Raw genomic sequence first — 22,089 nt, 5'->3', positions numbered from 1 at the left:
CCCAGCACCGCGCGGCAGAGGGGGTCACACGATGAGTCGACTGTTGGTGGTCAGCCGGATCGTGCCGGGCGCACAGGGACGGGTGGCGCAGATCTTCGCCGAGTCCGACGCGACGGAACTGCCCCACCTCACCGGCGTGCGGCACCGGTCCCTGTACTACCTGCACGACCTGTGCGTCCATCTGATGGAGACCGTCGACGTGGCGCCCGACCTGACCGCGGAACTACGCGACCACCCGCTCTACGAGCAGGTGAACAAGCGGCTGTCCGCGCACACCTCGCCGTACCTGCCGACCTGGGACTCGCCCCGGGACGCGGTGGCCGGCTGCTTCTACAGCTGGACCGCCGCCGGCACCCCTGCGCCCGACCGGATCCGCTGACCGGACACGGGCGACGGACGGGGCGCCCCGGAACCACGCACGGCACCCAGGTTCCGGGGCGCCTCCCGGCCGTGCACCATTCGATTCCCGACGCACGCTCGGTCACTCGCCGGCCACCGGCGGACACCACCCGTCCCGCAGTCGCGGCCCGGCACCAGCCTGCCTGTCGTCGTCGGCGCGCGTGTGCGAAGCTGCCCCGAGTCTTTCGCCACCGTCGTGCACGTACATAGAAGGAGGTTGGCCATGCCGTCGAGCTTCGGGCAGTGGCTGTTCGTGATCCTGGCCCTGCTCATCGGACTGGTCGCCGGCTGGGTGCTCTTCGGCCGCCGGCCCGGCGCCCCGGCGACGCCCACGGTGGAGGGCGCCCCCGCGGTGACCGCCACCGTCGACGAGCCGCGTCCGGTCGCCGTGGTCGACGAGCCGCCGGCGACCGCCACCGTGACCGAGCCCGCCCCCACCGAGTCCGCGACCGCCGAGCCGGCCGTAGCCACCGCCGCCCGCACCGCCGACGAGCCGGCCGAGTCCTCGCCCGCCGCCTCCGACCCGGTCGTGTCTGAGCCAGCCACCGCCGAGCCGGTCGGGTCTGAGCCGGCCACCGCCGAGCCCGTCGCTTCCGAGCCCGTCGTTTCCGCACCCGTTGCCTCCGAGCGGGTCGAGTCCGAGCCCGTCGCCGCCGAGCCGGTGTCGCCCTCGGCCGACGCCGGGCCGGTTGCCGCGCCCGCGGCCGACGCCGAGCCGGCTCCGGCCATCGTTGACTCCGACTCGGTGACGGTTCCGGCAATCGTTGACGCCGAGCCGGTGGCGGCTTCGGCAACCCTCGCCGAGGACAAGCCCGCCACGGAGAAGCAGCCCGCGGTCGGCACGGCCGTCGACGCGCCGGCCACCGAGGCCGCGCCGGTCGAGGCCATCGAGCCGGTCGCCGTGCCCGCGCCGCGTACTTCGGTCGAGAATGTCCCGGCCGCGGCGGACACCGACGCGTCGGACGACTTCCGGCGAATCCAGGGCATCGGGCCGAAGCTGGCCGCCGCCCTGCAGGACGCCGGGATCCGCACCTACCGGCAGCTCGCCGAGCTGGACGAGGCTGCACTGCGGCAGACGGTGAAGGCCGCCGGCCTGCGCTCCGCGCCGGGTCTGGCCACCTGGCCGCAGCAGGCGAAGGTGCTGGCGGGTGCCGGCGCTGAGGCCGATCGGGTGCTCCCGGCCGGTGCCGAGTAGACGCTCCTCCGTGTTCCGGGCCGGTGGTGACGATCGTCGCCACCGGCCCGGCGCGTTTCCCGCCCCACCAGAACCCCGAAGTGGTGACATCACCGCGCGACCATCAACCCCCACCCGGACCGGTATGTCGGAAAACTGACCGCTTGCGGACAGGCATCGCTACGGTCGGTGAGGGGCCCTCACGGCCCGCCGCACGAACCGCCACCCGCAGGAGCATGTCGTGCCCACCGCAGCGCCGGAGCCCGGCCGGCGACCGCCGGTCCGCGATCCGGAGGCGCCGCGCCGGGTGACGCTGCTCGAACTCTTCTTCGACCTGGTCTACGTGGCCGCGCTCGCGTTGATCTCACGTCACCTGGTCGGGTCGGTGACCTGGGAGCGGGCCGCCGAGTCCCTGGTCATGCTGATGGCGATCTGGTGGACCTGGGCGATCACCACGCTGGTCACCGACATCTACGATCCGCAGCGCACCGAGATCAAGCTGCTGATCGTGGCGGTGATGTTCGGCGCGCTGCTGATGACCACCGCCATCCCGGAGGCGTTCAGCTCCCGAGGGCTGGTGTTCGCCGGCACGTACGTGGCGATCCATCTCGGACGCGGCCTGTTCCTCATGCCCGCCGTACGGCGGCACCCGCAGAGCAACCAGCGGGCCCTGCGCATCTTCGTCTGGTTCGCCGTGTCGGCGGTGCCCTGGCTGGTCGGCGCGCTGGCCGCGCACGGCACCGCACGGCTTTTGCTCTGGTTCGGCGCCCTGGCCATCGACTACCTCGGATTCCGGCTGGCGTACCCGGTGCCGGTCCTGGGCGCGGTGCCGGACTCCCAGCGCAACGTGACCGCCGAGCACCTGTCCGAGCGGTACCAACAGTTCTTCATCATCGCGCTCGGCGACGCCGTGCTGGTCGCCGGCACCGTGTTCAGCCTGCACCACTCCGAGGTGGAGAACCTGGCCGCCTTCACCGTTGCGTTCGCCACCACGCTGCTGCTCTGGCGCATCTACGTGCACAAGTCCGGTGAGCTGCTGCCGCACGCCATCGCCCGGGCCGCCCAGCCGAGCCGGTTCCTCAACACCGCGCCGTACACGCATCTGATGATGGTGGCGGGCGTGGTGACCACCGCGGCGGGCTTCGACCTGGTGCTGCTGGAGCCGACCGGGCACACGCCACCGGCCTGGCTGGCGGTGATCCTCGGCGGGCCGGCGCTGTTCCTGACCGGGCGGGCCGCCTTCGAGTACGAGGTGTTCAGCCGGGTGTCGTCGTCCCGGCCGGGCGGGGTGCTGGCGCTGCTCACGATAGCGCCGGCCGGGTTGTTCCTCGCGCCGGTCTACGCCTCGGCCGGGGCGATGCTGGTGCTGGCCGGGGTGGCGTCCGCCGACTACCGCCGCAGCCGGGGCCGCCCGCCGGAGGAGCCGATGCCGCCGCATTGAGCGGGCGCCGCCGGTAATCGGAATCGGCCGCGCCGGGCACCAGCGCGCCGTTTGGCGGATCACCCGCCCGGGGTACATGGCCTCCACCTCGAATCCACCACAACCCCAGTGGAGGCAACTGATGCGCGGCACCTCGATATTCGGCGTCCTGGTCGTCATCTGGCTCATCATCGGTGCCATCGCCGCCGGTCAGCGCGGCTACTACGGCAACGACGAGACGAACTGCGCGGAGGCGGGCACGATCCTGGTCACCATCGTGGCCGGCCCGCTGAACTACATCGGCGCCAACCCGAAGGTGGACTGCAAGCTGCCCGAGCCCTCGAAGTAGATCACCTCCCGGCCCGCGCCCGCCCGGCGAGCGCGGGCCGTTCCGTGCCCCGGGGGCGGCACGCCACCACCCCTAAGGCGTCCTAGGAGGCTGGGTGTGGCCGGGGTTTGCCCGGCGGAGGGGCGGGAACGGCAGCGGTTCGCCGACGACGGAAACGGAGAACCGGGCATGCGGATCGGCTACAAGCTCGCCTCGGAGGCGTTCGGGCCCCGGGAACTCATCCGGCAGGCGATCCGGGCCGAGGAGGTCGGCTTCGACTTCGTCGAGATGAGCGACCACTACCACCCCTGGCTGGAGTCGCAGGGGCATTCCTGCTTCACGTGGAGCGCGCTCGGCGCGATCGCCGCCCGTACCAGCACGCTCTGCCTCGCCACCGGCGTCACCTGCCCCACCGTCCGCTACCACCCGGCGATCGTCGCGCAGGCCGCGGCGACCATGGCGCTGATCTCCGACGGGCGGTTCACGCTCGGCGTCGGCGCCGGCGAGCGGCTCAACGAGCACGTCGTCGGGCAGGGGTTCCCCAGCGTACGGGGGCGGCACGAGCGGCTGCGCGAGGCGCTGGAGATCATCCGGTTGCTCTGGCAGGGCGGCTACCGGTCCTACGAGGGCCGGCACCTGAAGCTGGAGGACGCGCGGATCTGGGACCTGCCCGACGATCTACCGGTGATCGCCGTGGCGGCCAGCGGCCGCGAGTCCGCCGGCCTGGCCGCCGAGCTGGGCACGGGCCTGTTCGCCACCGAGCCGAAGGCGTCCATCGTCGACCAGTACCGCAACGCCGGCGGCCGGGGCCCCCGCTACGCCGAGGTGCCGATGGCCTGGGCCACCGACGAGGAGTCGGCGGTACGCGCGGCGAAGGAGACCAGCCGCTGGGCGGTCACCGGCTGGAAGGTGATGAGCGAGCTGCCGAACCCGGTGAACTTCGACGCCGCCACCACCTGGGTCGAGGACCACCACATCCGCAGCCAGTTCTCCGTCGGCCCGGACGCCGGGCCGCACGTGGAGAAGGCGCGCGCGTACGTCGAGGCCGGCTTCGACCACATCGTGCTGCAGAACGCCGGCCCGGACCCGGACGGCTTCCTCGACTTCTGCGCCCGCGACCTGCTGGCCCGGGTACGGGCCCTCGGGTCGTAGCCCGGCGGGTCAGCCGCCGACGTGGATGCCGGGACGGCGGGTGGGATCCGGCTCGGACTTGCGGATGATCTCCCGCACCACCGGCGGCGTGTCGCCCCGGCCGAGGATGAGGTAGCGCAGCAGGTGCGCGATCGGGTTCCCCTCCGACCACTCGAAGTGGCAGTGCGGGCGTACCCCGGTGGCGTCGCGCAGCGCCAGCAGGATCGCGGCTATCGCGTTCGGCGCGGCCGGGCTGCTGGCCCGCAGGATCCGGTAGCCGCCGGCCTCCACCCCGTGCACCCGCAGCACCTGGCTGAACTGCGACGGGTCGCTCACGTCGATCTCCAGGAAGAGCACGTCGGCGGCGCCGGGCACCGGGTTCATCGACCGTTGCGCCCGCTCCTTGACCCGGTACTCCTTGACCGACCCGCGCTGCCGCTTGTTGGCGATCAGGTGCAGCCGCCCGTCCCGGGCCACCGACTCGTCGACGAACCGGCGGGCCGCCTCGTCGAACTCGATCCGCTCGGCGCGCAACTCGGTGGTCCGGGTGACGCGGGAGATCAGCGACACCGCGACGATCCCGGCGATGAAGAACCCGGAGATGGTGATGCCGTCCGGCTTGGCCACCACGTTCTCCGCCAGCGCGTACAGCAGCACGGCGGTGAGCAGCGCGAACCCGGCGCCGGCCGCGCGGCTGCCGGCCCGCAGCGCCGCGATGGTCACCGCTATCGCGCCGGAGACCATCATCGCCAGGATGCCGGTGGCGTACGCGCCGGCCTGGGCGTTGACGTCGGCGGCGAACGCGATGGTGATGGCGACGCTGATCGCGGTGTAGACCAGCACCACCGGGCGGACCGCGCGGCCCCACTCCGGCGCCATGCCGTACGACGGCAGGTAGCGCGGCACGATGTTGATCAGCCCGGCCATCGCCGAGGCGCCGGCGAACCAGAGGATGAGGATGCTGCTGATGTCGTAGACGGTGCCGAACGCCTGGCCGAGATGCTCGTGGGCGAGGAACGCGAGCGCCCGGCCGTTGGCCGGCCCGCCGGGCGCGAACGCCTCGGGCGGGATCAGCACGGTGGTCACGAACGTGGTGGCGATCAGGTAGACCGACATGATCAGCGCGGCGGCGGTGAGCAGCCGGCGGGTGTTGCGGATGCGGGCGGCCAGCCGCTGCTCCGGATCGGCGCCGCGGCCGCGCACCAGCGGCATCATGCTCACCCCGGTCTCGAAGCCGGACAGGCCGAGCACCAGCAGCGGGAACGCGAGCGCGCTGGTGGCCAGGACGTCCCCGGGTCCGCCGGCGTCGGCCAGCCGGCCGGTCCAGTCGGCCAGCGGCGCCGGGTCGGCGGCCAGCTCGGCCACGCCGGCGACCACCACCACCGCGTTCAGCGCCAGGAACACCGCCACCAGCGGGATGGCCACCTGCACCGCCTCGCTGAACCCGAGCAGGAACACGCCGCCGAGCACGAGCAGCAGCGCCACGGTGACCAGCACCGCCGCTGTCCGGCCGTGCGGGAACGCGGCGGGCAGGGCCGGGTTCTCCAGCAGGTGCACGCTGGCGTCGGCGGCGGAGAGCGTGATCGTGATGATCCACGAGGTGGCGACGAAGCCCAGCAGCACCAGCACGAAGACCTTGCCGCGCCAGAACGGCAGCAGCCGCTCCAGCATCGCCACCGAGCCCTGCCCGTGCGGGCTCTCCCGGGCCACGCGGCGGTACATCGGCAGCATCCCGAGCAGGGTCAGCGCCACGATCAGCAGGGTGGCCAGCGGACTGAGCGCGCCGGCCGCCACGACCGCGATGCCCGGCAGGTAGGACAGCGTGGAGAAGTAGTCGACGCCGGTCAGGCACATCACCTGCCACCACGGGTGCGACCGGGTCTGGTGCTCCCGTACCTCCGGGCCGACCGGTTCGACGCGGTGGGCGAACAGCCACCGGTGCAGCCGGCCGGGCGGCGGGGCCGGCCGGGCCGGGGCGGCCACCCGTTCCGGCAGCTCCGGCACGGGACGACCGGACCGCTCGGCGTGGTCGCCGTGCCGGCCGGCCCGGGCGGCCGCGGCGGCGTGCGCCTCCCGGCGCCGCTCCCGCGTACGCCTGGGCTGTTCCGCGTCCCCCGCCTGCCCCATCTGTTCCCCTTCGTCCCCTGGCAAAGACGGTAGGGGTTGTCCCGGTCGCGGCCCGGCCGAACCGGTCAAAGATCCGCTGCGGCGGCGGTCACCGCGTCGCGCAGCGCGGCCGGGTCGGCCACGGTGACGGTGACCGCCGGGTGCCGCAGCCACGGACCGGGCGCCAGTGCCGGCACCGGCTCGGCGAAGCGCAGGCAGACCCCGGCGGCCAGGCCGGCGCCGAAGGTCACCCCGCCGTCGGCCAGCGACAGGTGCGGGCCGATCGCCCGCCACCAGCGGTACGGCCCGCTCAGCTCGGCGCCGGTGACGTTGTCCCTGGTGGTGCGCAGCAGCCAGGGGCCGAACCGGACGAGCAGACCGTCCGGGCCCCAGTCGACCCAGGCCGTGGCGGGACGTACCCCGAGCAGCGCCAGGGGCAGCCGGAAGACCGGGTCGAAGCGGAACGGGAAACGGCGGGTCGGTTCGTCTCGCGGCACGGCGGCGACGTACCCGGTCCGGCGGGGCCGACACCCGCCGGCGGCGTTCCCGCGTCCCGCGCCCGGACGGCGGGACGCGGGAACCCCCCCGTCCCGGCTACTGCAGGAACGCCCCGAGGGGCGACAGCAGCAGCCGGCCGAGCAGCGCGGCGTTGTCGTCCAGCCGCGTCCGCTCACACTCGCGGGCCTCCGGGTCGTGGCGGCAGCGCCAGATCTTCTGCGCGTTGCGCCAGGCCACGTTCCGGGTGTACTCCACCAGTTCGCCCTGGTACCAGTCGTCGATGTCACCGTTCACCATGTCGATCATGAGCTGCCAGTTGTCCAGGTAGCCCCGGCGCAGCTGCGGGATCCGCTCGGCGAAGATGTTGTTGATCTCCAGGTAGTCGCGGTGCTGGTCGCTGCCGTCGATCGGCTCGGAGTCCAGGCTGTCGAACGTCGTCACCAGGGCGAACGGCAGGTCGTAGTTGATGTGCGCGTTGACGCCCGCGGCGGCCGAGGGCAGCGGCCGGGCGTCCGGGCCGCGCATCCGCTTGAACAGGCACGCCCACGCCTTCGGCGTGCTCGGGCTGGAGTCGGTCCAGAACCGCAGCGCGTCGAAGTACCGGGCCGCGAACTCCACGTCCAGGCGGGCCAGGAACGCCGGGTCACGGAACCGGTCGTCGTACAGGCCGTCGAGCACGGTGCTGGTGATGACCAGGTAGAGCTTGTTGAAGTCGGCGAGCGGGCAGCTCTCCTCCAGCGGGGGGAGCCGGACCAGCAGATCCTGCAGCTTGGTGAGATGGTCCACGACCGCCGGCACGTCGGCCGGGTGATCGGCGAGCAACCCGACGATGTCCTGGTGCACAGGACCCCAGACCGGTTCGGTCATTTCTCCTCCACGATGGTCGGCGCCCCCACGACGCCACCGGCGCTCCGGCGCACAGCGTGCCAGCCGGCGCCCGCGCGCCGGATCGGTAGAACGACGTATTACCGACGTACGTCTATCCCGGACGGCTGCGCAGGAAGATCGCGCTGGCCTGCACCCGCGTGCGGACCTGCAGCTTGTCGAAGATGTGCGAGACGTGGACGCCGATGGTCCGCTCACTGATGAACAGCCGCTGGCCGATCTCCCGGTTGGTCAGCCCCTCGGCGACCGCCGCGAGCACCTCCCGCTCCCGCGCGGTGAGCGTGGCCAGCTCGTCCACCGCGGGCCCGGCCGGCGCCGCCCGTGGCCGGGGCACCGGCGCGGGGCCGGGCGCGGCGTCCACGGTCACCCGGGCCCGCGAGGCGATGGTACGGATCTCCGCGGTCAGCGGCACCGCGCCGAGCGACTGGGCCATCTCGTACGCCTGGCGCAGCAGCTTGCCCGCGGTGGCCACCCGGCTGCGCCGTCCCAGCAGCGCCTCGGCCTGCCGCAACCGGGAGTACGCCGCCGGATAGGGGTGGTTGCGCCGGTCCCACTCGAGCGCCGAACGCTCCCACAGCGCGGGGTCGCCACGGCCGTCGTCGAGCCGGCTCAGCTCGGCGTCGCAGAGCGCCAGGAACCCGTCGGCGACGTACCGCACCGGCGCGCCCGCCCGGGCGCTCTTGCGGGTCACCCGGTCGACCGCCTCGCGCAGCCGGCGTACCGCGTTCGGATCCGGCTCGATGGTGCGGCCGGCCGCGGCCTCCGCCTCCGCGCGCAGCCCGTGCCAGGCCAGCGTGGCCAGCACGATCACGTCGTCGGACCGGCTCTCGGTCAGGCCCCGCTGCACCGCCTGCCGGGCCAGGTCGTGCCGGCCCTGCCACATGGACAGGCCGGCGCGCAGGATGAGCATCGGCAGCACGTGCCGGGCGCCGCCGCCGGCCAGCATGGTGGCGACCGCCTCCAGGTCACGGTCGGACGCCTCGACGTCGCCGTACCCGACGGAGAGCCGGCACCGGGCCAGCAGCAGCTCGACCGCGTCGGCGCCGGAGGGGCGGTGCCGCAGCGCGGCGGCGACGACCTTCTCCGCCTCGGCCCACTGCCCCACCCGGAACAGCCCGTTCGTCGCCACCGCCAGCAGCCGGGTCTCCCAGGTGCGGCCCAGCCCCAGCTCGGCGACCCGCTCGGCGCCACGGCGGGCCACCACCACACCCTCCTCGAGGATGTTCAGCGGCCCGGTCATCAGGTCGGCCAGGTGCAGGTACGCGCACGCCACGTCCTCCGGGCCGCCGGAGCGCTCGGCGGTGTCCAGAGCGCGGCGCATGACCGCCAGCCCGGCGGCCGGATCCTCCAGGAACGCCTCGCTGAACCCGAGCGCGGCGCTGGCCATCACCACCTCGGAGGTGGAGCCCGGCACGTCGGCGGCGAGCGCGAGCGCCTCCCGGGCCTGCTCACCGGCCTCGGCGTAGCGGCCCAGGTGCAGCAGCAGCTCGGCCAGCCGGGCCGCGGCCGTGCAGCGCTCGTGCGGCGTGCAGTCGGGCGAGGCCAGCACCCGCCGGTACTCCTCCTCGGCCGGCGCGGACCGGCCCGCCGCGGCCAGGTAGCGGGCGCGGCGGATGTGCAGCGCGCAGACCGGCGGCCCGGACTCCTCGGCGGCCAGCTCCTCCAGCAGGGTCAGGGCGCGGGCGTGTTCCCCGCTGTGGTGCGCGGCCTCGGCGGCGTGGCTGAGCAGCTCGGCCCGGTCCACCTCGACCGGCTCGGGCCGGCCGCCGTCGGGCAGCACCGCAGGCGGCTCGGTGGCGAGCGTCAGCGCGGCCGACCAGTGGCGGTGCGCCTCGGCGTACCCGTGCAGCCGCTCCGCCTCGCGGGCGGCGGCCATCGCGGCGGGCAGCGCCCGGGCCGGCTCACCGGCGTGCCGCCAGTGGTGGGCCAGCCGCGCCTGGTGCAGCTCGCCCGGGGCGGCGGTGAGCGCCTCGGCGAAGCGGCGGTGCAGCGCGGCCCGCTCGGCCGGCAGCAGCTCGCTCGCCAGCACCTCGGCGACCAGCCGATGGCGCAGCCGGTAGCCGTCGTCGGCGCCGACCAGCAGGCGGTGCGCCACCGCCTCGCGGACCGCGTCGAGCAGCTCCTCCTCGGGCAGCCGGACCACCTGGGCCAGCAGCCAGTGCTCGACCGGTTCGACGCCCACTGCCACCGCGTGCACCACGGCGTGCGCGGGCTGCGGCAGCGCGTCGACCCGGTCCAGGAACACCTCGCGCACGGTGTCGGAGATGCCGTCGCGGCCGTCGCGCCGGTCGCGGGCCAGTTCCTCGGCCACGAACGGGTTACCGCCGCTGCGCCGCCAGAGCTGGTCGGCGGCCTCCGGCGGCAGCGGCGCCCCGACCACGGCGGCGGCCAGCTCGTCGGTGGCGGCCCGGTCCAGCGGCAGCAGATCGACCACCTGCACCGAGCGCAGCCGGCGCAGTTCGGTGAGGACCCGGCGCAGCGGGTGCGCGCCGCGCAGCGACTCGGCCCGGATCGCGGCCAGCACGGAGAGCTGCAGGTCGCCCAGACCGGCGAGCAGGTAGAGCAGGAGCTGCCGGGTGCTGCGGTCGACCCACTGCAGATCGTCGAGGACGAGCACCAGCGGCCGCCCGCCGGCCACCAGGTGCAGGCCCTGGGCGACGCGCTCCAGCAGCGCCCCGGCGCCGTCCGGGCCGGGCGTCTCCTCGTCGAAGACCTGCAACAGCCCGCGGATCGCCGACGCGGTACGCGCCTCGCCCTGCTCGGCGTCGAGCCGGCGCAACGCCTGGCGTACCGGGTGCAGCGGCGAGGCGTCGCCGATGTCCAGGCAGGCGCCGGTCAGCACCAGGGCCCCGGCCTGCCGCAGCTGGTCACCGACCTCGCTCAGCAGGCGGGTCTTGCCCACTCCGCTCTCACCGGTGAGGAACACCGCCCCGGTCTGCCCGGGCCGCAGGTCGTCGTAGAGCGCCGACCGCAGCGTCGCCATGGTGCCGGTGCGGCCGACGAGCGGTGCGGTGTCCACTTCGCTGGCCATGGGACGCAGCCTAGTCACAGGGCCCCGCACCGTTCTACGGCCTCGGGGTCGGACTCGTACTCCTCGCGTCGACTACACGACTAATGGTTGCGGGTGGCCGACATACGTCGTCCTACCGATCCCCCGAGAACCCGGTGGTGAAAGTCTTCGGAGGTCGTCAGGCACCGGACCAGGGAAAGGGTGGGTGCGATGTTGATCACCACGCCCGTGGTAAGTCGGGAAGCCGTCGTCGCGGCCTGCCCGCCGGTGCCGGAGGAACGCCGCACGGTGACCGTCCTCTTCGTCGACATCGTCGGCTCGACCCGCCTGGTCGAGCGGCTCGACCCGGAGGACCTGCGGGCCTTGCAACGCGCCTACTTCGGCACCGTCGCGTCGGTGCTGCGCCGCTGGCGGGGCGTGGTGGAGAAGTACGTCGGCGACGCGGTGATGGCGCTGTTCGGCGCGTCCACTTCGGACGGCTTCGACGCGTACCGGGCGGTGCGGGCCGGGCTGGACATCCAGGCCGCGCTGGACCGGCGGCGGCCGGGCGGCGTCCGGCTGCGCGTGCGGGTCGGCGTGGCGACCGGCGAGGTGCTGCTCGACCTGGCCGGCGCCCGCGACGGCGGCCACGGCGCGGCGAGCGGCGCGGTCATCACCACCGCGGCCCGGCTCCAGGAGCACGCGCCGCCCGGTGGCGTGGTGGTCTGCCCGGTCACCCGCGACGCGGTGGCCGGCCTGGTCGAGCAGCGTCCACTGGCCACCATGACGCTCGCCGGCAAGTCGCTGCCGCTGGACGTGTGGCGGGTGACCGGGACCGCCGGGCGCCGGCCGGCGCGGCATCGCGCCCCGCTGGTCGGGCGACGGCGTGAGCTGGCCACCGCGGCCGAGGAGGTGACCGCCGCGCTCCGGCAGCGACGTCCCCGGTGGATCTCGCTGGTCGGGCCGCCCGGCAGCGGCCGCAGCCGGCTGCTGCACGAGGTGATCCGCGCGGTGTCCCAGGTGGACGGTGTCCCGGTACTCCGGCGGGTGGCGTACTGCCCGCCGTACCCGGCCGGCGAGCTGGCGCCCCTGGCCGACCTGCTCCGCACCCGGGCCGAGGCGCCGCGCCCACTGCCGGGCGTGGCCGTCGACGGTCCGGGCGGCGGGGCGCTGGCCGCGTTCCTGGCCGCGCCGCACGACGACACCACGGCGGCGCGGGCCGTGGTGGCCTGCCGGGAGGCGCTGCTCGGCCTGGCCGCCGACGCGCCCGTGGTGGTGGCCGTCGACGACCTGGACCGGGCCGCGCCGGCGCTGCGCCGGTTCCTGCGCCAGCTCCACGTCGCGGCGAGCGACCGCGGGCTGCCGCTCGCGGTGGTCACCACGTACGGCTCCGGGTCGGCCGACCCGCTGCCCGCCCCGGGGACCCGGCGGATCCCGCTGCGCCCGCTGAGTCCGCTGGAGACCGGACGGCTGCTGCGGCACCTGCTCGGCCACACCGGCCGGCCGGCCGCGCTCGCCGCGCGGCTGCTCCCCCTGGCCGGCGGCAATCCGGCCGTCGCGACCGCGTACGCCCTGACCGACCCGGCGGACGAGCCGGCCGGTGTGCCCTCGGCCGCGCGGCGGCTGGTGGACGCCCGGCTGGACCGGCTGGACGGCACGCACCGGGCGGTGCTGATGGCCGCCGCCGCCCGCGGCGGCCCGGTCGCCGCCGCGACGGTGGAGGCGATGCTCGGCTGGCCCGCCGGCCGGGCCACGCCGGCGCTGCGCGCCCTGGCCGCGGCCGGACTGCTGCGGCCCGTCGCGCCGGGCGGGTGGACGGTCGAGCCGCTGGTGGCGCGGGTGGCCGCGCACCGGCTCTCCCGGGCCGTGCGAGCGGATTTCGCCCGCCGTCTTCGCGCCGCGTCCGGAGTCGGCGACATCGGCGCAATGGCGGACGGCGAGCGCGTCGCCGCCCGGGCCGGTGTCCGGACCGTCGGCGCGGCCGTACCGCCGGGCGTGGCCGGTGGCGGACGCGCCGCCGCCCGGACGGCCGGAGTGGGCGCGGGTCGGCATCCGGCCCGCGTCCCGGAGGACACCGCTGCCGGCTTCGCGCCGGGAGCGGGAGCCGGTGTCCCCGCGCGGGACCCCGACGAGCGGGAACTCTGCCCGCTCGGGGCGGGACGGTCGCGCCGGTCGGGTGGAGGGGCCCGACCGGCGCCCGGCCCGCCGGATCGGAGCGGCGTGCTCCGGGCGGTGCCCGGGCCGTCCTGGGCCGGACCGGCGACGGCCGGCGATCTCGCGGCGTGGCCCGGGTGGCGGACCGTCCCGTTACCCGGAGCCGCGGCGCGGCCTGAGAGGGCGGGCCGCGCGCGGCGAAGAGCCGAGCCCGGCGGGTACGCGACTGGGCTCGCCGCATGACGGCGACGTCCGGGTCGGAGCGGGCACGGGGCCACTCCGGCCCGGGCGGCTCGTCGGGCGGGTCGAGCGGTGGCCGTCAGCCGCGGGCGATGGTGCGGCTGCGTCCCCGGAACTCCGCCACCACCTCGTCGCCGCGCCGCACCGTGACGTCGTAGATGCCGCTGCGGCCCTGCCGGACCCGCTCGGTGGCGTACGCCTCCAGCACGTCGCCCTCGCGTACCGGTCGCAGGAAGCTGATCTCGCCGCCGGCCGCGACGGTGGCCGGGCCGTGGCTGTTGCAGGCCAGCGCGAACGCGGTGTCGGCGAGCAGGAACACGAAGCCGCCGTGCCCGATCGCGTGCCCGTTGAGCATCGCCGGGGTGACCCGCATCCGCGCCACGGCCGCGCCGTCACCGGCCGAGACGAGTTCGATGCCGAGCCCCTTGGACGCCACGTCGGCGTCGAACATGTCGTGCGCCGCGGTGCGGCCGCCGTCGTCCGCCATGTCAGCGCTCCCGCCGCTGGTCGACGATGCGGCGCATCTTGCCCATCGACCGTTCCACCCCGTCCGGTTCGATCACCCGCACCGCGACGGAGACGCCGATGGTGTTCTTGACCTGCTCGGCCAGGGCCGCGCCGGCCCGTTCGGCCTCGTCGGCGGCGGCGTCCGCGCGCCGCTCCACGTGGACGGCGAGCGTGTCCATCCGCCCCCGCCGGTCGAGCACGCACTGGAAGTGCGGCGACAGGGCCGGGGTACGCAGGATCAGCTCCTCGATCTGCGTCGGGAAGACGTTCACCCCCCGGACGATCATCATGTCGTCGGTCCGTCCGGTGATCTTCTCGATCCGCCGCATCGGGCGGGCTGTGCCGGGCAGCAGCCGGGTCAGGTCCCGGGTGCGGTAGCGGACCACCGGCATGGCCTCCTTGGTCAGCGAGGTCAGCACCAGCTCGCCCCGCTGTCCGTCGGGCAGCACCTCCCCGGTCACCGGGTCGATGATCTCCGGGTAGAAGTGGTCCTCCCACAGGTGCAGGCCGTCCTTGGTCTCCACGCACTCGACCGCCACCCCCGGGCCCATCACCTCGGACAGGCCGTAGATGTCCAGCGCGTGCATGTCCAGGCGCTGCTCCAGCTCACGGCGCATGTCCTCGGTCCACGGCTCGGCGCCGAAGACGCCCACCCGCAGCGAGGTGGCGCGCGGGTCGACGCCCTGGCGTTCCATCTCGTCCACGATGGCGAGCATGTAACTCGGGGTCACCATGATGACCTCCGGTTCCAGGTCGCGGATCAGCATGACCTGGCGCTCGGTCATGCCACCGGAGACCGGGACGACGGTGCAGCCCAGCTCCTCGGCGCCGTAGTGCGCGCCGAGGCCGCCGGTGAACAGCCCGTAGCCGTACGCGACGTGCACCCGGTCACCGCGGCGGCCACCGGCGGCCCGGATCGAGCGGGCCATCAGCTTCGCCCAGGTGTCCAGGTCGGCGCGGGTGTAGCCGACCACAGTCGGGCGTCCGGTGGTGCCGGAGGACGCGTGCAGCCGGGCGATCCGCTCGCGGGGCACCGCGAACATGCCGAACGGGTAGTTCTCCCGCAGCTCCGCCTTCGTGGTGAACGGGAAGCGGGCCAGGTCGGTCAACTCGCGCAGGTCGCCCGGGTGCGCGCCGGCGTCGTCGAACGCGCGGCGGTAGTGCGGCACGTTGTCGTACGCGTGCCGCAGCGAGTGGCGCAGCCGGTCCAGCTGCAGGGCGCGCAGCTCGTCGACGCCGATCCGCTCGACGGGATCCAGCTCGTCCGGACGAGGGGTGCGGTCCTGCACGGCTTCCTCCTGGCGCGACGGGCCCCGGGCACCGCCGCGCCGGGCGCTGCCGCCCACCGTACGCCCCTCATCCCTCCCCCACCCCCCGCCCCCGTGATCTTGCACTTGCCGCCCCTCGGGTGTCCGCTTTACGCGCAATGCCGGGGCTGGAACCGCAAGATCACCGAGAGCGGGGGCGCGGGCGGGCGGCGGGGTTATGCTCGCGGGGGCGGTGGGAGGTGTGGTGTCGGATCCGCGTGTTGATCCGGACGTCGACCTGCGCGTACCGGCGGACCGGTCGGAACTGTCCGCGCACCCGGCGGCCGTGCTCGGCGTGATCGCCGCCGGTGGCGTGTTCGGCGCGCTCGCGCGGGCGGGCGCGCAGGCGGCGGTGCCGCACCGGCCCGGCGAGTTTCCGTGGGCCACGTTCGCCGTCAACGTCACCGGCTGCCTGCTGATCGGTGCGCTGACGGCGATGCTCGCCGCCCGCCCGGCCCACCCGCTGACCCGGCCGTTCCTCGGCGTCGGCGTGCTCGGCGGGTTCACCACGTTCTCCGCGTACGCGGTCGACGCGCAGCGGCTGCTGACCGACGGCGCGGCGGCGACGGCGGGCGTCTACCTGGCCGCCACGGTGCTCGGCGCGCTGGCCGCGGTCGCGGCCGGGGACGCGGTGACAGCGCGCCTGCTGGCCGCCCGGCACGGGCGGGCCCCGTGACCGCCCAGACGGTGGCGGGCCGATGACCGTCCTGCTGATCGCGCTCGGCGCCGCGCTCGGCGCGCCGCTGCGCTACCTGACCGACCGGGCGGTGCAGGCCCGGCACGGCTCACCGTTCCCGTGGGGCACGCTCACCGTGAACGTGGCCGGGTCGCTGCTGCTCGGCGGCCTGCTCGCGGCGCCCGTCGACCCGGCGGTGACCGCGCTGGTCGGCACCGGTTTCTGCGGCGCGCTGACCACCTGGTCGACGCTGAGCTACGAGACGCTGCGCCTGGCCCGCACCGGGAAGCGCCGCCTCGCGTACGCGAATGCGGCGCTCAGCGTGGCCGCGGGCCTGGGCGCGGCGTTCCTGGGCTACGCCCTCGTCACCGCGCTGACCGGCTGACCGCGCCGGTCAGCGGGCCCGGCGTTCCGGGTGGGCCCGGTTCCACGCCCGCATCCGCTCCGGGTAGCCGGTGCGGGCCGCCTCGTACAGCGGCACCGCGTGCTTCTGGGCGATCTTGCCGGCGGCGCGGGGCGAGCCGGTACGGCGGCGGATCCACTCACCGTCGTGCGCGATGGCGACGACTGTGGTGTCGGTGGCGGTGGTCTCCGGTTCCAGGTAGAACTCGCCCCCGCGCCGGCTGGTGACGAACGCCTCCAGCTGCGCCAGGTCCTCCTTGGTCGCCTCGCGGTCGAGCTTCGTGGGCGTCGTCGGGTCGGCGGCCCGGCGGCTGAACCAGCCCATGCCCGCCTCCTCTCCTCGGCGTTCGCTCCAGTGCAGCACGCCGGCCTGGCAGGCGGCTGGGAGCGCGGTGGGAGTCGGCTGGACCGGCTCAGCCGACCTTCGCCGCCGCTGCGCCGGCCGGCGTGTCCGGCGCGGCGGGGCGCTCCCGCAGCACCGGCACCAGCGCGAGCGTGGGCAGCAGGAGCAGCGGCACCACGCCGAGCGCGGACAGCACGCCGAAGTGGTCGCCGAGGAAGCCGAGCAGCGGCGGCCCGGCCAGGAAGGCGGTGTAGCCGATCACCGCGACCACGCTCACCCGGGCCGGGGCCTTGTCCTCGTCGTCGGCGACGGCGCTCATCCCGACCGGGAAGCCGAGCGAGGCGCCGAGCCCCCACAGCGCGACGCCGACCACCGCGAGGGGGCCGTTCCCGGCCAGTACGGCGAGCGCCGCGCCGGCGGACGCCATCGCGATGGTGGTGAACAGGACCGGCACCCGGCCCCACCTGTCGATGGCGACGGTGCCGACGGTGCGGCCGATCGTCATGCCCACCACGAACACGCCGAAGACCGCGGCGCCGACCGCTTCGTCGACCCCGTACCCGTCGACGAACGCCACCGCGAGCCAGTCGTTGGCACTGCCCTCGGTGAACGCCATGACCAGCACGAGCAGGCCGACCAGCAGGGTGCGGGGCTCGCGCCAGGCGGCCAGCAGCGCCTGCCGCCGGGCGGCCGGCTCCCCGGCCCCGGCCGCCTCGGCGGTGGCCGCGAGGAATGCCCGGGCGCCGACCAGCGTGCCGGCCAGGATCAGCACGGACAGGACCGGCAGGTGCACGCCCACGGGTACGCCGAAGTGCGCGGCGCCGGCGCCGAGCCCGGCCCCGGCCACCGAGCCGAGACTCCAGGCGGCGTGGAACCGGGGCAGGATGGTGTAGCCGAGGCGCTTCTCCACGGCCGCGCCCTCGACGTTCATCGCCACGTCGCACATGCCGGAGCCGAAGCCGAACGCGGCGAGGCCGAACCCCACCCCGACGACCGAGCCGACCAGGCTGGCGGACAGACCCGCCACGGTCAGGCCGAGCGAGACCAGCACCACCGACACGGCGACAGTGCGCGCGGGCCCGAGCCGCTGGGTGACCAGGCCGGCCGTCGGCATGGCCAGCAGCGAACCCGCCGACGCGCAGAGCAGCAGCAGGCCGAGCCGCCCCGGGTTGAGGTCGAGCGCCTCCTGGGCCGCCGGGACCCGGGAGAACCAGCTCGCCACCGCGAGCCCGTTGAGGGCGAAGACGACGGCGACGCCGTTGCGGGCGGTCAGCACCGCCCGGGGCGCCGGTGGCCGCTTTCCGGCCGGTGCGTCGATGGTGCTGCTCACGGTGCGGTGGTCCCTTCCCCCGTCTGGTTCCCGACGACAATCGCACACCTGAGAGCGCTTCCACCACAAGCGCCGTTATGGCTTCGCCCATCCGCGCCGGAGCAGGCATGATGCGGACATGGGTACGCCGACCGCACGTCCCGCCACGCTCGACGACGTCGCCCGCGGCGCCGGGGTGTCCCGGGCCACCGCCTCCCGGGTGCTCGGCGGCTACGGGTTCGCCTCGGCGGACGCCCGCGCCCGGGTGCACGCCGCCGCCGAGCACCTCGGCTACGTACCGGACCTCGCGGCCCGGTCGCTGGTGCGCGGAGCGGGCGTACGCCTGGTGGTGGCCGTGGTGGGCCGCGACGACACCGTGCTGGACGACCCGTACGTGCACCGGGTGGTGGGCGCGGCGTCGCGGGTGGGCGCGCCGCACGGCGTCGGGGTGGCGCTGGAGTGGCTGCCGCTGGCCGACCCGTCCGGGCTGACCCGGCTGGGCGCCGACCGGGGCGTGTGCGGGGTGATCCTGGTCAACACGACCCAGGCCGCGCTGGACGCGGTGCCGCCGAGGCTGCGCGGCCGGGTCGTCTCGATCGGTCAGGGCTCTCCGGCGGTGCCGTCGTTCGACGTCGACAACGCCGGTGGCGCGGGTGAGGTGCTGCGTCACCTGTACGCCACCGGCCGGCGCCGCGTCGTCATGGTCACCGGGCCGCGCTGGTTGAGCTGCGCCGAGCGTTCGGTGACCGCGTACCGGGAGCTGATGCGGGAGTCCGGGTCGCCGGAGCGGCTGGTCACCGGCGACTTCACCGCGGCGCGGGGCGGCCGGGCGGCACTGGAGGCGCTGCGCCGGTGGCCGGACGCCGACGCGGTCTACGCGGCCAGCGACGCCACCGCGTTCGGCGTGATCGCCGCGCTGCGCGGGCGCGGCGTGCGGGTGCCGCACGACGTGGCGGTGGCCGGGTTCGACGACCTGCCGTACGCGGCGATCAGCAGCCCGCCGCTGACCACCGCGACCCACCCGGTGGACCGGATCGCCGCCGCCGCGGCCACGGCCGTGCTGACGCGCGCGCCGGTCGCCCCGAGCACCGCGTTCCCGTCGACGCTGGTGGCCCGCGAGAGCGCCTGACGGTCGACGGGTACGGCGAAGGAGGGCCTCCGGTGGGCGGTGTCATGACGTGGATGTACCGGGGCGGCCGGGTGGTGCTGCGCCGTCGCCGCCGCGAGCCGGTCCGGCTGGTCGAGGTGCCGGTGGCGCAGCGGCCACCGATCCTGCGCCGGCATCTCGCGCTCGCTCCCGGCGCGCGCCCGCACGCGCCGGTGGACCGGCACGCCCCGCTCGCCGACTTCGCCCGGGTCGCCCCCGGCATCCCGGTCTTCCGGATCGTCGCGGCGGAGTCCCCGGCGCGGTGACCCGCCGCCCGGGTCGTCACCGGGAACCCCGGCGGAACGGCGACACGACAATCCTTCAGAATATCGATCGCTCACGTTTTCGACGTCGTCCGAATGGGAGAGGACGCCGGTAAGATCGGCGACAGAACGGCGACCGATCACGGACTGCCCGGCGGGCTGCACCGGCTCACACTGAGCGCATGAATACGAGACTCCGCCGCAGCCGGGCATTCCGCCTCGCGGTGTGTCTCGCCCTCGTGGCGATATTGAGCGGCTGCATGCAGCTCAACCTCGGGCTGACCGTGAACGACGACGACACGGTCTCCGGTCAGCTCCTGCTCACCGCGCCGAAGTCCGTGCTCAAGCAGCGCAACCCGGACCCGGCGGTGGCCTTCGCGGAACTGCGGCCGAACATTCCCTCACTTCCGCCCGGAGCGGAGACCCGGTACGAGGATGCCACCTCGTACGGCATTCAGATCACGTACCGGAAAACACCGCTGGCACAATTCACGAGCGAAAGCGTGAATCTTGTCCGGGACGATGATCTGTATCGCTTCTCGCTCCCGCTGGACCCGAAGAAATACGGCGGCAAGTTCGGGCAGCAGGATCCGCGCCAGCAGCAGGCGTTCATGACGCTGATGGCGTTCGAGATCTCGGTGACGTTCCCCGGCCGGGTGCTCGACACCAACGGCACTGTCACCGGGCGCTCGGTCACCTGGAAGGTGGTCGCCAACCAGCCCAAGCCGTCCGAGCTGCGCGCCGTCGCCCAGGCGCCCCCGCCGCCGGCCACCAGCCCGGCCGCCGTGGTGACCGGTGACGGTTCCTTCCCGTGGCTGCCGGTGGTGGCCGCCGTTGTCGTCCTGCTGCTGGTCGCCGCCGTGGTGCTCGTGCTGCTGCTGCGGCGACGGCGCTCCCGCGGCGGCCCGGACGCGACGGCGACCACCGGCCCGGGCGTGCCGGCCGGCCCCGCCCCGGCCTCCACCGGCGCCCCGGCCGCGCCCGACGCACCGACTCGACCCGCCGGTCCGCCGGCCTGAGCCCACCGACCACCGACGGCGTCCGCGCCGGCGGCCCACCAGCACACCGGGCGGAGGCTGGGTCACGTGACCCGGAACGCCGCCGCACCATCCCACCCCGACCTGCACCACCGCACCACCGAAAAGAGGGGGATCGCCGTGAACGATCTCTTCACCTGGGCCGCCCTGGGCAGCCTCACCGGCGCCAGCGCCGCCACCCTGCTCGCCGCGAACGTCATCGGCGGGCTGATCGGCCCGAGCGGCGACAAGGCGCGCAAGTGGATCGCGCTGGGCTTCGCGCTCCTGCTGTCCTACCTGACCGCCGCGTTCGCCGCCGACGCCGGCCCGGAGAAGTGGATCATCGCGTTCTTCAACGGGCTGGTGATCTTCTCCGCCGCGCTCGGCGTCAACCAGCTCCCCCCTGGTAACCGGCAGGCGACGCAGGCGTCGCCGACCCAGCTCGCCCAGGGCCACGAGCCCCGCTACGTCCGCTCCTGGGTCTGAGAGAGGTGACCCCATGATCTTCGGCATCCTCAGCGCCGCCGTCCAGGTCGTCTTCGGCGCCGTACTCGGGCAACTCGCCGCCGGCACCGTCGGCCTGCTGGCCGGCGCGGTCGTCGGCCTGCTCGTCGGCGCGCCCTTCGGCTGGGCGTCCGCGTCCGCCGGCACGTACGGCGCCGACCCGAAGGGGATCTTCCTGTTCGTGGTCGACCACACCTGGAGCCTGCTCAACACGTTCGCCGGGGCGCTCTTCCTGGCCCTGCACCTGGTCTTCGGCCACCAGCTCGACCGGATCGTCTCGGCCGGCAGCGGCCGGGTCAACGTGATCGAGGGCGTCTCCCCCCGGTACGCCACCACGATCGGCACCGTGTGCGCCGGCTCCAGCCCGGGCATCCAGCGCCACGAGGACGTGCACGTGTTCCAGGCCCGGCTGCTCGGCCCGTTCTACCTGCCGCTCGTGGCTCTCAACTACGTGCTGTTCACCATCGCCCCGGTGTGGCTGCTCTGGCACGACCACACCAACGCGCCGATCAACCGGTTCACCCGCTACTTCGAGATCGGCGTCTACCCGCACGTGTGGAACGAGGCCATCGCGTACCGGATCCAGGGGACGCCACCGCGATGACCGGCGCGATCGAGGCGGCCGTCGCGGACGTCGCGAGCTGGCTGACCGGAGCCGCGGGTGAGCCCGTACCGGTCGGCCCGCCGCGCGACGACCCCGGCGGCGGCCTCACGGTCTGGCCGCTGGAGCTGCGGCCGGCCCGGCAGACCGCCACCGGCGGCGCGGCGCGCGAGCCGTACCGGTTCGTGGTCCGCCTGCTGGTCTCCGGCGGCGGGCCGGCGGCGCTGCCCGCGCTGGACCGGGTGCTCGCCGCCGCCACCACGGCGGGCCGGCCGGAACTGGTGCTCGCCACCGGCGACCCGGCGCTGTGGCGGGCGCTCGGCGTGGCGCCCCGGCCGGCGCTGCTGCTGGACGTGCCGGCCCGGATCGACCGGCCGGTCCCGATCGCGCCGCCGGTGCGGCACCCGCTGCGACTGCGGCAGCTCGGCATGCGCACGCTCGACGGCCGGGTGGTCGGCCCGCAGGACCAGCCGCTCGCCGCCGTCCGGGTGGAGCTGGTGGGCACCGCCCAGGCCACCGAGACCGACACCGCCGGCCGGTTCCGGCTGACCGGCGTGCCGCACGACCCCGACGCGCCGGAGGCCCCGGTGCGGATCCGGCTGGTCGGCGCGGGACGCGTCCACACCGCCGAACTCGATCCGGACGGCGACCACCTGATCGTCGTCCGCGCGCCCGACTGACGTCCGAGGA

22 protein-coding genes are annotated in these 22,089 nt (G+C 74.9%); 14 read left to right on the top strand and 8 right to left on the bottom strand.

What is annotated here, in order from left to right; translation table 11 throughout:
• Positions 1 to 31 precede the first annotated feature (31 nt).
• The 5 genes from A4R25_RS04885 (at position 32) to A4R25_RS04865 (ending at position 4,473) form a co-directional block, all read left to right on the top strand.
• Positions 32 to 379, top strand: coding sequence for a TcmI family type II polyketide cyclase (locus tag A4R25_RS04885; protein ID WP_030504426.1), 348 nt, complete (start codon positions 32 to 34; stop codon positions 377 to 379).
• A 243-nt stretch (positions 380 to 622) separates the two neighbouring features.
• Positions 623 to 1,594: a helix-hairpin-helix domain-containing protein gene (locus A4R25_RS04880; RefSeq protein ID WP_064445758.1), complete on the top strand. Its 972-nt coding sequence runs from the start codon at positions 623 to 625 to the stop codon at positions 1,592 to 1,594.
• 220 nt (positions 1,595 to 1,814) lie between these two features.
• Positions 1,815 to 3,014 carry a low temperature requirement protein A gene (locus tag A4R25_RS04875; RefSeq protein WP_064445757.1) on the top strand — a complete coding sequence of 400 codons (1,200 nt, stop codon included), beginning with the start codon at positions 1,815 to 1,817 and terminating at the stop codon, positions 3,012 to 3,014.
• 121 nt (positions 3,015 to 3,135) lie between these two features.
• Positions 3,136 to 3,342, top strand: a complete 207-nt coding sequence (locus A4R25_RS04870) for a hypothetical protein (RefSeq protein ID WP_030504423.1) — start codon at positions 3,136 to 3,138, stop codon at positions 3,340 to 3,342.
• 168 nt (positions 3,343 to 3,510) lie between these two features.
• Positions 3,511 to 4,473 carry a TIGR03557 family F420-dependent LLM class oxidoreductase gene (locus tag A4R25_RS04865; RefSeq protein ID WP_064445756.1) on the top strand — a complete coding sequence of 321 codons (963 nt, stop codon included), beginning with the start codon at positions 3,511 to 3,513 and terminating at the stop codon, positions 4,471 to 4,473.
• Positions 4,474 to 4,482: 9 nt separating this feature from the next.
• Here A4R25_RS04865 and A4R25_RS04860 read toward each other — a convergent pair whose 3' ends face one another.
• The 4 genes from A4R25_RS04860 to A4R25_RS04845 form a co-directional block, all read right to left on the bottom strand.
• Positions 4,483 to 6,579 (bottom strand): amino acid transporter, encoded by a 2,097-nt coding sequence (locus A4R25_RS04860; RefSeq protein ID WP_043323594.1) that lies wholly within the window; start codon positions 6,577 to 6,579, stop codon positions 4,483 to 4,485.
• Between the two features lie 65 nt (positions 6,580 to 6,644).
• On the bottom strand, positions 6,645 to 7,055 hold the full coding sequence (locus tag A4R25_RS04855) for a hypothetical protein (RefSeq protein ID WP_043323592.1): 411 nt from the start codon (positions 7,053 to 7,055) through the stop codon (positions 6,645 to 6,647).
• Between the two features lie 97 nt (positions 7,056 to 7,152).
• Positions 7,153 to 7,923 carry a DUF5995 family protein gene (locus A4R25_RS04850; protein WP_043323591.1) on the bottom strand — a complete coding sequence of 257 codons (771 nt, stop codon included), beginning with the start codon at positions 7,921 to 7,923 and terminating at the stop codon, positions 7,153 to 7,155.
• A gap of 112 nt (positions 7,924 to 8,035) precedes the next feature.
• Positions 8,036 to 10,972: a LuxR family transcriptional regulator gene (locus A4R25_RS04845; RefSeq protein ID WP_064445755.1), complete on the bottom strand. Its 2,937-nt coding sequence runs from the start codon at positions 10,970 to 10,972 to the stop codon at positions 8,036 to 8,038.
• Between the two features lie 189 nt (positions 10,973 to 11,161).
• Here A4R25_RS04845 and A4R25_RS04840 point away from each other — a divergent pair, with 189 nt between their 5' ends.
• On the top strand, positions 11,162 to 13,327 hold the full coding sequence (locus tag A4R25_RS04840) for an adenylate/guanylate cyclase domain-containing protein (RefSeq protein WP_064445754.1): 2,166 nt from the start codon (positions 11,162 to 11,164) through the stop codon (positions 13,325 to 13,327).
• 76 nt (positions 13,328 to 13,403) lie between these two features.
• Here the strand turns inward: A4R25_RS04840 and paaI are convergent, their stop codons facing one another.
• Entirely contained in the window at positions 13,404 to 13,811 is a 408-nt protein-coding gene (gene paaI, locus A4R25_RS04835) for a hydroxyphenylacetyl-CoA thioesterase PaaI (RefSeq protein WP_043323587.1), read from the bottom strand.
• A gap of 1 nt (position 13,812) precedes the next feature.
• Positions 13,813 to 15,120, bottom strand: a complete 1,308-nt coding sequence (gene paaK, locus A4R25_RS04830; protein WP_064446473.1) for a phenylacetate--CoA ligase PaaK — start codon at positions 15,118 to 15,120, stop codon at positions 13,813 to 13,815.
• A gap of 223 nt (positions 15,121 to 15,343) precedes the next feature.
• Between paaK and A4R25_RS04825 the strand changes: the two genes are divergently transcribed.
• Complete coding sequence (locus A4R25_RS04825; RefSeq protein ID WP_043330057.1) at positions 15,344 to 15,814, top strand: CrcB family protein; 471 nt, start codon at positions 15,344 to 15,346, stop codon at positions 15,812 to 15,814.
• 22 nt (positions 15,815 to 15,836) lie between these two features.
• Positions 15,837 to 16,199, top strand: coding sequence for a CrcB family protein (locus A4R25_RS04820; protein WP_043323585.1), 363 nt, complete (start codon positions 15,837 to 15,839; stop codon positions 16,197 to 16,199).
• Between the two features lie 9 nt (positions 16,200 to 16,208).
• On the opposite strand, the gene A4R25_RS04815 is transcribed toward A4R25_RS04820, so the two are convergent.
• Both A4R25_RS04815 and A4R25_RS04810 read right to left on the bottom strand, forming a co-directional pair.
• Positions 16,209 to 16,541, bottom strand: coding sequence for a hypothetical protein (locus A4R25_RS04815; protein ID WP_064445753.1), 333 nt, complete (start codon positions 16,539 to 16,541; stop codon positions 16,209 to 16,211).
• Between the two features lie 88 nt (positions 16,542 to 16,629).
• The gene (locus A4R25_RS04810; RefSeq protein ID WP_064445752.1) at positions 16,630 to 17,889 is read right to left on the bottom strand and encodes an MFS transporter; all 1,260 of its coding nucleotides are present in this window, start codon (positions 17,887 to 17,889) and stop codon (positions 16,630 to 16,632) included.
• A 118-nt stretch (positions 17,890 to 18,007) separates the two neighbouring features.
• On the opposite strand from A4R25_RS04810, the gene A4R25_RS04805 reads away from it, so the two are divergent.
• From A4R25_RS04805 to A4R25_RS04780, 6 genes are all read left to right on the top strand, one after another.
• Positions 18,008 to 18,997, top strand: coding sequence for a LacI family DNA-binding transcriptional regulator (locus A4R25_RS04805; RefSeq protein WP_064445751.1), 990 nt, complete (start codon positions 18,008 to 18,010; stop codon positions 18,995 to 18,997).
• A 32-nt stretch (positions 18,998 to 19,029) separates the two neighbouring features.
• On the top strand, positions 19,030 to 19,281 hold the full coding sequence (locus tag A4R25_RS04800) for a hypothetical protein (protein WP_223201021.1): 252 nt from the start codon (positions 19,030 to 19,032) through the stop codon (positions 19,279 to 19,281).
• 179 nt (positions 19,282 to 19,460) lie between these two features.
• Positions 19,461 to 20,297, top strand: coding sequence for a DUF3153 domain-containing protein (locus A4R25_RS04795; RefSeq protein WP_231915427.1), 837 nt, complete (start codon positions 19,461 to 19,463; stop codon positions 20,295 to 20,297).
• 138 nt (positions 20,298 to 20,435) lie between these two features.
• Complete coding sequence (locus A4R25_RS04790) at positions 20,436 to 20,780, top strand: hypothetical protein (RefSeq protein WP_064445749.1); 345 nt, start codon at positions 20,436 to 20,438, stop codon at positions 20,778 to 20,780.
• Between the two features lie 13 nt (positions 20,781 to 20,793).
• A complete protein-coding gene (locus A4R25_RS04785; RefSeq protein ID WP_043323578.1) occupies positions 20,794 to 21,402 on the top strand; it encodes a glycine zipper family protein in 609 nt (202 codons plus the stop codon).
• Positions 21,399 to 22,079: a carboxypeptidase-like regulatory domain-containing protein gene (locus A4R25_RS04780; protein WP_064445748.1), complete on the top strand. Its 681-nt coding sequence runs from the start codon at positions 21,399 to 21,401 to the stop codon at positions 22,077 to 22,079. The genes A4R25_RS04785 and A4R25_RS04780 overlap by 4 nt, the downstream gene beginning before the upstream one ends.
• Positions 22,080 to 22,089: the final 10 nt, after the last annotated feature.

Source organism: Micromonospora sp. NBRC 110037 (assembly GCF_001652995.1).
GTDB lineage: Bacteria > Actinomycetota > Actinomycetes > Mycobacteriales > Micromonosporaceae > Micromonospora > Micromonospora chalcea.
Note: the sequence above shows the minus strand (reverse complement) of the source record. Positions and strands in the feature narration are given on the sequence as shown.